Origin of the sequence: Micromonospora coerulea (assembly GCF_016598485.1) — a bacterium.
GTDB lineage: Bacteria > Actinomycetota > Actinomycetes > Mycobacteriales > Micromonosporaceae > Micromonospora > Micromonospora coerulea.
On the sequence record NZ_JAEMUW010000022.1, the window covers coordinates 90,263 to 98,816 of the forward strand.

Below are 8,554 nucleotides of genomic sequence, written 5' to 3' on the forward strand. Positions count from 1 at the left end.
TGTGACATCCGCCGACTGGTCGGCGCTGAGGGCACGAGATGAACGCACAGATCCTGCCCCCAGCGGACCGATCGTGTCGCCGATCGATCACTCAGCGGCGTCGCCGCCGGGGCGCGACAACGGCCGGTCACCCCGCCCGGCTCCGGGTCACCACGTGCGCCCGTCCCACCTCCCCGGCACCCCCGCCGAGGACACCGCCGCACCGGAGGCACGCCGGGTGGCACGTCCGCGTTCCCACCTACCAGACGGAGCTGCTCGATGCTCGAGACCGCCCTCGCCAAACTCCTCACCCTGAAGGTCGGTGCCACGGCCCTGGCCCTCACCGCCACCGGTGGGGTCGCGCTCGCCGCCGCGACCGGCACGCTGCCCACCCCGCTCACCGACTCCACGGCGAAGTCGTCCGCCCACGCCACCGGTAAGCCGTCGGACGCGGCTGACAAGGGCAAGAAGTCGGCCGACGCGAAGGGCACGCCCTCGCCGAACCTCGTCGGCCTCTGCCGGGCCTACCAGGCCGGTGCCGGTGACAACCCGGGCAAGGCGCTGGAGAACCCGGCGTTCAGCGTGCTGATCACCACCGCCGGCGGCAAGGACAAGGTGGTGGCGTACTGCGACAACCTGCTGGCGTCCGCCAAGGCCAAGCCGAGCAAGGCGGCCGATCCCACGGCCACCCCGAGCCACCCGACGGCCCGGCCCGACACCCGGCCCACCGCCGGGGCCGAGCGCACCGAGACGCCCGGCGGCCGCAAGCCGACCGCCCTGCCGACCAACTGACCCGCGGCACCGGGCGGGCGACCACCCCCCTCCGCCTGCCCGGTGTCCACACCGCGACGCCGTCCGGATGACCCTCCCCCCGGGTGATCCGTACGGCGTCGCACCCCGCGCCCTGACCGGCGCGGCGAGGCGGCGGCCGGGTCCCGCGGCCGCCGCCTCACCCCAACCGCCGCGCCGATCGGCGGGCACGGGCCGGCTTTACGTTCGACCGGTGCCGCCTTCGTCGGCGTCGCTCGGCCCTCGGCCCTCGGCCCACACCGTGCCGGACGGGCTCGCCTCGGCCGAGTGTCCGGTATGGATCAGCGGCGGATGGGGTGTCGACGCGGGGCCGCCGCGCTGGCTAGGTAGGCGGCCCCGAATGCTGCGTAGCGCAGGCGTAGCGGCTACGCCCAGCGCCCGCCATTGCGGCTGGCCTTGGCCATGTCGAGCAGGTGGGCCAGCCGGTACCGCAACACCCGTGCCTGCCCGATCGACAGGACCAGGCTGGCGGCGGCTGCGGCCTCCACGCTGGTCAGGTTCATCATCGGCTCGGCCGCCGGGTGCAGCGCTTGCACCAGGGCCACGTCAACGATGAACGCCTCCGGCCGGTTGGTGTCCAGGTGTCGGGCGCGGGAGCGGTGCTGGCCCCGGCGCTGGCAGTCGTTCCGGTCGCACCAGCGCGGGTGGCTCGGGTCGGCGGGCTCGGTGGCAAGGGTGCCGGTCGGGAAGACGTGCACGTAGCCGCAGGGCCGGTCCACGTCGGGTGCCATGCCGACCGGATGGGCGTCCATCCCGGTCTTGGCGACCACGGCGGTGACGTGGATCGTGTGCGCGGGGCAGGTGTACGCGCAGGCATCCAGGGAGTCGGCGGTGTACAACTCGATACGGACCGTCGCTGGTTCTCCGCAGGCGGGCGGGGTGGGTAGGGTGCTCACGGGTCGCCTCCTTGTTAGGCGATCAAGGCCCCTGGTCCGCGTGGCTGCGCTGGCCGGGGGCCGCCTGATTGCGGGCCAAACCAGCAAACCGCAGTTGGCCTATGTAAGCAAGGGATCCCGCACAGTAATTAGGCCAAATGATTGTTGCGGATCGTAAGCCCAATTTGGCTAGTGAGATCATCTGCGATGTGGCCAACCGACTAGCGGATGCTGTGCGCGCGTTTCACATGGCGCAGGCGACCGCTGCTGCTTCCGCCCAGCGCGCAGCCCAGGATCGGGAGAAGGTCACCGAGGCCCGGGACAAGCTCGCCGACGCCATTGTGGAAGCCGCCCGTGATGGCATGCGGCAGATCGACATCGTGCGGGTAACCGGCTACACCCGCGAGCGCGTGCGCCAGATCCTCCGCGCCCACGGCATCACCCCGGATTAGCGCTGCACAGGGCTGACCACGGCTGACGCGGTTGTGCCCGGGTTGTACCCGGCAATGTCGAAGATCGGCGCTGACCAGCGCTTCCGCTGGCAGTGGTGGTGCGCCCGGCAGGATTCGAACCTGCGGCCTTGGGATTAGAATAAGATCGCGGATGGCTGGTCAGGTGACTCCGCGCCTGATCAGCCCGCCCGTCGTTGTCGGGCGGCGTCGGCGTCTGTGGAAGGTCTTGGCTGTACGGATGGCTGTACGACAGGGGCACTGACCGTCTGATCCGTAGATTCCCAAGACGGTGTCGGCCCCGTCCGGAACGGTCCGCGTCGCCCTGGTCGTCGCATGCTCGCCAACTCAATCGGTTCGGCTTCGTCCGCGTTCGTTCGTCCCGGTGGCTCCCACCCGTGGCTCCCAAGCTAGACCCCAACCCGATGCCTCTACTGCGATTGACCCGATCGCCGCTTGGCCAAGAGCGCGGACGCCTGTGGTTCAGGTACTCGGCTCGTGACCTTGCCACCGGGCGTCCGTGGCGATCCTTTCCCAGCCGGGGCAACCTCGCCGGCCAGCCGTACCGTTCACCAGATATGAGACCGACAAGAGGCGTGGCGCGGTGAACCGCGCCGACGAGGACGAGTACCGGCAGTTCGTGACGGCCCGCCTGGAACCGCTGCGAGTGACGGCGTACCTGCTCTGCCATAACTGGCACACCGCCGACGACCTCGTGTCAATCACGATCGGAAAGCTCTACCGGCACTGGCGCCGGGTCAGCGCGATCGAAAGCCCCGATGCCTACATCCGGGGGATGCTTACCAACGCCTGGCTGGACGAGCGGCGCCGGCCGTGGCGGCGCGAACGGAGCACCGACGACGTGCCTGACCGAGCGGACGCGGAGCACTCCGAGGAGCTGCTGGCCGACCGGGAACACCTCCTCGACCTGCTGTCCCAGCTGCCGCCCCGCCGGCGGGCGGTGATCGTCCTGCGGTTCTGGTGCGACCTATCGGTCGAGGAGACGGCGCGGGTCCTGGGCATCAGCACCGGCACGGTGAAGAGCCAGGCCGCACGGGGGTTGGAGAGCCTACGCCTGCTGGCGACGTTGGATCGGGCGGGGATTCGCGCGGGGAACGGGGAGGAAGCATGAGCTATCAGACGGTCTTCCGGGAGGCGGTCGGCGAGATCCCGCCCACCTCCATCGACGTAGAGCAGGTCATCCGCCGGCAGCGCCGCCGGCACCGGCTAGGCCGAACCGGGCTGGCGGCGATGGTGGGGGCTGCGGTACTCGGGGTCACCGTCCCGCTCGCCATCGCTGGCGGGTCCGGGCCGGACCTACCGGCATCGTCGCCTTCCCCGACCCCGTCTGCACAGTCGGCGCGGACCCCACGCCCGGAACCGGGGACGACCTTCAGCGCGACCGACCTGGCCGTCTTCGCGGCGCTGGCGCGCGAGGCGCCCGACGTCGAGTGGATCACCGAAGGTTGGCCGTCGGACGGCGACCTGGTGACGTGGCACCCTGTTGACTCGGCGAAACTCTACTTCGGTCAGGGTCCGATCCGGGCTGGCGATCGGACCGGATACTTCAAGCTGCAGCTGCAGCAGGACTGGGACCGTCGGGTCGCCTTCTGCATTCCGGAGAAGAACCAGGAAAACGGCTGCGTCAACAGCACGGGACCGGCGGGCGAGAAGATCCAGACGTGGTCGAACCAGGCCCCGATCACGTCGTCGGACAAGAACCGGATGCTCCACGGAAAGCCCGCCGCACCGACCAGCGACAGGTTCTCGACCCATTACGGCGTCGCGGTCGAGCGGCCGGACGGGACCTTCCTGATCGTGACCATGTCGGCCGACGGGGAGAACTCACCCCTCACCCTCGCGCAGCTAACCGCGGTGGCCCTGAATCCCGCGATCACGCTGGACTGAACGGCGGGCCGTCCGGCGATGCGTGCATCGCTGTCCATCAACAACGTCAAGAGCGAAGGATCTGATCTCCTCGTCGGGCAGTCGTAGACCTTCCAGCCTCACCGGACGGGGACAAGGTGGAGCGCCTCACCAGCCGAACGACCTTGGCCCCGTCCGGTGAGGCTGGTAGCCCTTGTGGTGTCCGGCGAGGGGATCCACCCGGCTGATCTCTGAGGAGGGTCGGGGTTCGGGGCGGAGCCCCGAGGTCTTCCAGGTGTTGTGATCCGTCAGCGTGGCCGGCCGGCCCGGCCGATGCCGGCCGGAGGTCGCCAGCAGGCCGGGGCCGGGCCGGCGCGGCCCGCCTTGCGGGCCGCCTTGATCTGATAGAGCGGAATTCGGCAATGCACGCGGTCCGTGCCGCTGCCACTGTGTCTGTCCTCCGTCGGCTGATGCGCGACAGTCGTCCGCCAACTGATCCGCGACGTCCGCGCGGATCGCGGCATGTCGAATGTCCCCGTCACGCGCCGCCAAGGGAGCTGAACTGGATGCCGGCCAGCCGCCAGCCCTCGGGCAACTCGATCCAGGTCTGGCTGACGCGGACGGTCAACGCCATCTCCTGCCCGCGCCAGGTCGAGTGGCTGCGCTGGACGCACCGGACGATGGCCGCGTGACCGTAGAAGAAAACCTCTACTTCGCCGCTCTCCAGGCTGGTGTAGGCGAACTCGGTGAACTTGCCGACCCACTGTGCTTTATCAAGTACATAGCCCTGCTCGCCGATGGACCGAAAGTCGTCGGCCAGCAATGCGTTCAGCACGTCAGTGTCGGCGCGTAGCTCGGCCTCGTCGAAGGCACGCTGGAGTCGATGAACATCGGAGATCACGAACAGATCCTGCCCGACCGTCCGTTCCGGTGGAAGCCCACCCCGCGAAAACCGATCAAGCCGCACGACCCGGCACAGTAAGGCATCCGCTCATCGCCTGATCCGTGGGCTCACGCTCTGCCGACCCGCCGCTAGGCCCTAGACCCTCTATCGCACATCACCTGACCGGAGATGTGTAGCGGATCAGTTGGCGGATCACATACGGCCGCTGTGTCCGCGTGGATCGAGCGCGCGACGCTCAGGCTGGCAGCATCTGCTCGGCCAGTTGGACCAGCGCCAGTGCTGTTCCATCCTCGGGATCAACATAGGCGGTGCGGATCAAGTAGGTGCCGGGAGCTACGTCGATGGTGAGGTGGTGTTCGTGCTTCAGCTCGTCGCCGGCGAGCGTGGAGTCGAACAACAGGGCCTGTCCGCTGGCCGTCCAAGTACCTGCGTCCTCCCAGTCGGCTGTCTCGATGGCTTTGGGGATGAGGCAGATAACGTCGTCCTCGGAGTCGGCGTAGATCCACCGGACGAAGAGCCGCTGATCCGGAAGGTACGTGGTGGATGCTGGTTGTCGCCAAGGCCGAGCGCCTCTTCGTCACCGGCATCCAGGGTGCCTGCGTAGCCGTCGATCTGGCAGGCACGGCCGTAATCCCCCCACGTGTCTAGGTCACCCGGGTCAAAGTCGAACGGTGCGCCCCTCCACTGGGTGAGGGCTGATGACGGTACGACGATGAGTGGTCCGCCTCCCGACTCGACCCACGGCAGCCGGCTTTCTGGTCAGGAGCGTCGCCGCGACCGGTGATGAAGGTGCTCGGTCACAGCCAGATCGGGTTGACGATGAACACGTACGCCCACGTCCTGCCGGATATCGAGCGGGCCGCCGTGGACGAGGCCGCGAAGCACCTCTTCGGGTGACTGCTGTACGAATGGCTGTACGGGGGCCGTGGTGATCGTCTCGACCGGGAGCGGAAGCCGCTGACCTGCGGTGACATGGGTGCGCCCGGCAGGATTCGAACCTGCGGCCTTGGGATTAGAAGTCCCCTGCTCTATCCGCTGAGCTACGGGCGCGCGTCGTGGGTGTCGCGCCAAGAGGGTACCGCCGCGTCCCGGGTGCGCGGGGGAACGGGTGGCCCCGGCCGCGTCGCTGATCAGCGTCGCACGGCACGCCCCTCGGCGGCACGCGAGTTGCCCGGGTCGGCAGACGGGAGGTGGCGACGATCCGTACCCTCGGCGTCGTGCTGCTCGACCCAGAAACCGAGAACGACATCGCCTCCGAGATCTGCAAGCTCCTCGGCCGCGCCATCCTGCCCGTCGGCCAGCTCGACCGGCCGGGTGACCCCGGCCGGGGCTTCGGGACGGCGTTCTTCTTCACGGAACTGGTCACGGCCAGCGACGGCAGGCAGTTGCTGCGCGAGTACCTGCTGACCGCGGACGCGATCAGCCGGGCACCGTACGGCGAGATCGGTGTGCGGCCGAGCGTGACCGAGCCGGCGGGGGCCGCGTCAGAAGGGATCCTGCTGGCGGACTTCGGCGCGCAGTGGGTCCACCTGCCGGAGGTCGGGCTCGCCGCCATGCTCGCCAGGGGCCTGCACGAGTACGCCGAGAGCCGAGGCTGGCGGTGGCGGACGCAGCCGGTGACCGAAGCGGTGGCAGCGCCTTCGGACGCCGTCGCCCGGATCGGCAATGCCCCCGCGTCGGCGTTCGTGCTCGCGCTCGGCGTCGCCGAGGACGGGTCACGCCCGCTGGAGGCGGCGATCGAGCGGGTGGTCCGCGACGGTGACGACATCCGCATCACCACGGAGTTGCCCGCCGGCTACGTCGGCGCCCCGGTCTTCGGCGTCGAGGAGACCCCCGGCGGCGACCTGGCGGTGCACTGCCTGGGCCTGGTGCTGCCCGGCGAGGGCGGCGGCCACCGGGTCGCGACCTTCGACCGGATCCGGGCGGCGCTCGCCGCGGTGTCGCCGGGCGCCTGAGGGTCAGCCCTCGGCGGTCGCGTCGGCCCGGTCGTCGACCGGCCGCCGGGCCGCCGGCGGGCCGTCCGGCGCCGGCTCGGTCGGACCCGTGGCCAGGAAGGCCTCCGCCCACCGCCCGGCCTCGGTGAAGACCTTCTCCCGTACGCCGGGGCTGGACAGCGTCAGGTCGTGCAGCCCGCCGTCGAAGCGGGCCAGCGTGACGTGCCGGCCGAGCCGGGGCGCCCAGCGGACCATGTGCTCCACGTCGAGGACGGCGTCGGCCAGGGTGGCCGATTCGTGCCACTTCGTGCCCCGGTAGCTGCGGGTCGAGCAGGCCAGCAGGACCGGCACCGGGATGTCGAGCCCGGCCCGGAGCTGCCGCTGGCCGGCGCGGATCGCGTTGATCCAGCCGGCCCGGACGGGGAACCCGGCGAGCGGCTTCCAGGCCAGGTCGTAGCGCCACTCGCCGCGGTGGTCGGCGTGCAGGCTCTCGCCGTACACGGTGCCGAGCCCGAACGGGAGGATGCGCTGCGGCGCCCGGCGGCCCAGCCGGGAGACGGCGGCCGCGAGGGGTCGACGGACCAGCCAGGGTGCGTTGATGTCGAAGAACGGGCTGTTCAGGAAGAGGCCGTCGACCAGGCCGGCCTCGCGGCGGCCGTGCGCCCAGAGCGAGAGGATCAGGCCGCCGGTGGAGTGGCCCATCGCGAGCAGGGTGTCGTGGCCGTCGTCCTCGCGGATGATCTTGGCCGCGGCGTCCAGCTCCGGGAAGTAGTCGCTCAGGTCCTGGCAGAAGTTCGGGGTCTGGTGCGGCAGCAGGCTCCGGCCGTACTTGCGCAGGTCGAGGGCGTAGAAGTCCCAGCCGCGCTCGGCGAAGAAGTCGGCGACGTGGGTCTGGAAGAAGTAGTCGACGAAGCCGTGCACGTAGAGCACCGCGCGCCCGGTCGGGCGCTCGGCCCGCCGGCGGACCAGGGTCGCGACGACCGGTCCCTCGTCGTCGGTGCCCAGGTCGATCGTCTGCCGCTCGTACGGCGCTCCCAGCACGTCCGGTTCCACGACCGCGACGGTACGCCGCGACGCTACCCGGCGGTAGCCCCCGCCCCGTCCGTTCGCACCGGGTGGACGGGGCGGGGAACCCTCAGACCGTCTCGGCGTCGGCCCGGGCCGGTTCGGCGGCGGCGTCCCGTTCGCCGGCCTGGGCGGGCACGCCCTCGGGCTGGCCGTTGTCGCGCAGGTGCTTGTTGCTGCGCGGTTCCTGCCGGGTCTTGGCGTCGTTGAGCCGCCGGCGCAGGTCGTCGCGGACATCGTTGAGCGCGGCGTGCAGGTCCTCCTCGGTGGAGGTGGTGACGATCCTCTGCCGGCCGGCGACCCAGCACTCCAGGGTGACCTTCTGCCCCCGGGCCTCGCGGTCCTTGACCGACACCTCAAGCTCGGTGGCGTCGGCGTGGAACCCGGCCAGCCGGGCGTCCAGGGTCGCGAACTGCTCGGCGATCCAGTTCCGGTCGCCCTGGGCGAACCCGGCGCCCACGCGCAGGCACTCGGCCACGGTCGCGGGATTCGCCACGGCGCTCATCGCCGGACCCCACCCTCGGCGCGGGCGGAACCGGTCGTACGGAGTGGGCAGAGGTTCATCTCGCTGGCCTTTCTCTCGGTTGATCAAACCCATACCCAGCCGGCGTCGTTCCGGAACCGCCTTCGGCCGCCGGCGGCCTAGCAGACCCGACCTTGATCAGGTCGTTG

General features: G+C 70.4%; 9 protein-coding genes, 1 tRNA gene and 1 pseudogene. 5 read left to right on the top strand and 6 right to left on the bottom strand.

Features of this window, described 5'->3' with window-relative positions; all coding sequences use genetic code 11:
* Positions 1-258: 258 nt before the first annotated feature.
* The gene (locus I8N68_RS25145; RefSeq protein WP_200214915.1) at positions 259-771 is read left to right on the top strand and encodes a hypothetical protein; all 513 of its coding nucleotides are present in this window, start codon (positions 259-261) and stop codon (positions 769-771) included.
* Between the two features lie 383 nt (positions 772-1,154).
* Here I8N68_RS25145 and I8N68_RS25150 read toward each other — a convergent pair whose 3' ends face one another.
* On the bottom strand, positions 1,155-1,685 hold the full coding sequence (locus I8N68_RS25150; RefSeq protein WP_200214916.1) for a hypothetical protein: 531 nt from the start codon (positions 1,683-1,685) through the stop codon (positions 1,155-1,157).
* A gap of 137 nt (positions 1,686-1,822) precedes the next feature.
* Between I8N68_RS25150 and I8N68_RS25155 the strand changes: the two genes are divergently transcribed.
* From I8N68_RS25155 to I8N68_RS25165, 3 genes are all read left to right on the top strand, one after another.
* Positions 1,823-2,116, top strand: coding sequence for a hypothetical protein (locus I8N68_RS25155; protein ID WP_200214918.1), 294 nt, complete (start codon positions 1,823-1,825; stop codon positions 2,114-2,116).
* Positions 2,117-2,717: 601 nt separating this feature from the next.
* Positions 2,718-3,245 (top strand): SigE family RNA polymerase sigma factor, encoded by a 528-nt coding sequence (locus I8N68_RS25160; RefSeq protein ID WP_200214920.1) that lies wholly within the window; start codon positions 2,718-2,720, stop codon positions 3,243-3,245.
* Positions 3,242-4,021: a hypothetical protein gene (locus I8N68_RS25165; RefSeq protein WP_200214922.1), complete on the top strand. Its 780-nt coding sequence runs from the start codon at positions 3,242-3,244 to the stop codon at positions 4,019-4,021. Before I8N68_RS25160 ends, I8N68_RS25165 begins: the two co-directional genes overlap by 4 nt.
* A 496-nt stretch (positions 4,022-4,517) precedes the next feature.
* Here the strand turns inward: I8N68_RS25165 and I8N68_RS25170 are convergent, their stop codons facing one another.
* The 3 genes and pseudogenes from I8N68_RS25170 to I8N68_RS25185 form a co-directional block, all read right to left on the bottom strand.
* Positions 4,518-4,946: a nuclear transport factor 2 family protein gene (locus I8N68_RS25170; protein WP_307812966.1), complete on the bottom strand. Its 429-nt coding sequence runs from the start codon at positions 4,944-4,946 to the stop codon at positions 4,518-4,520.
* Positions 4,947-5,118: 172 nt separating this feature from the next.
* Positions 5,119-5,630, bottom strand: a pseudogene (locus I8N68_RS34325) (Imm21 family immunity protein).
* A 230-nt stretch (positions 5,631-5,860) separates the two neighbouring features.
* Positions 5,861-5,933: transfer RNA gene (locus I8N68_RS25185), tRNA-Arg, on the bottom strand.
* A 140-nt stretch (positions 5,934-6,073) separates the two neighbouring features.
* On the opposite strand from I8N68_RS25185, the gene I8N68_RS25190 reads away from it, so the two are divergent.
* Positions 6,074-6,838: a hypothetical protein gene (locus I8N68_RS25190; protein WP_307812967.1), complete on the top strand. Its 765-nt coding sequence runs from the start codon at positions 6,074-6,076 to the stop codon at positions 6,836-6,838.
* 3 nt (positions 6,839-6,841) lie between these two features.
* On the opposite strand, the gene I8N68_RS25195 is transcribed toward I8N68_RS25190, so the two are convergent.
* Together I8N68_RS25195 and I8N68_RS25200 are read right to left on the bottom strand one after the other, a co-directional pair.
* Positions 6,842-7,870, bottom strand: a complete 1,029-nt coding sequence (locus I8N68_RS25195) for an alpha/beta hydrolase (protein ID WP_200214924.1) — start codon at positions 7,868-7,870, stop codon at positions 6,842-6,844.
* Positions 7,871-7,952: 82 nt separating this feature from the next.
* Positions 7,953-8,387, bottom strand: a complete 435-nt coding sequence (locus I8N68_RS25200) for an HPF/RaiA family ribosome-associated protein (RefSeq protein ID WP_200214926.1) — start codon at positions 8,385-8,387, stop codon at positions 7,953-7,955.
* Between the last annotated feature and the right edge of the window lie 167 nt (positions 8,388-8,554).

Excerpts from the sequence above, each read along its gene's own strand:
- I8N68_RS25145 (WP_200214915.1), top strand. The coding sequence starts at position 259 with ATGCTCGAGACCGCCCTCGCCAAACTCCTCACCCTGAAGGTCGGTGCC.
- I8N68_RS25165 (WP_200214922.1), top strand. The coding sequence starts at position 3,242 with ATGAGCTATCAGACGGTCTTCCGGGAGGCGGTCGGCGAGATCCCGCCC.
- I8N68_RS25155 (WP_200214918.1), top strand. The coding sequence starts at position 1,823 with ATGATTGTTGCGGATCGTAAGCCCAATTTGGCTAGTGAGATCATCTGC.
- I8N68_RS25200 (WP_200214926.1), bottom strand. The coding sequence starts at position 8,387 with ATGAGCGCCGTGGCGAATCCCGCGACCGTGGCCGAGTGCCTGCGCGTG.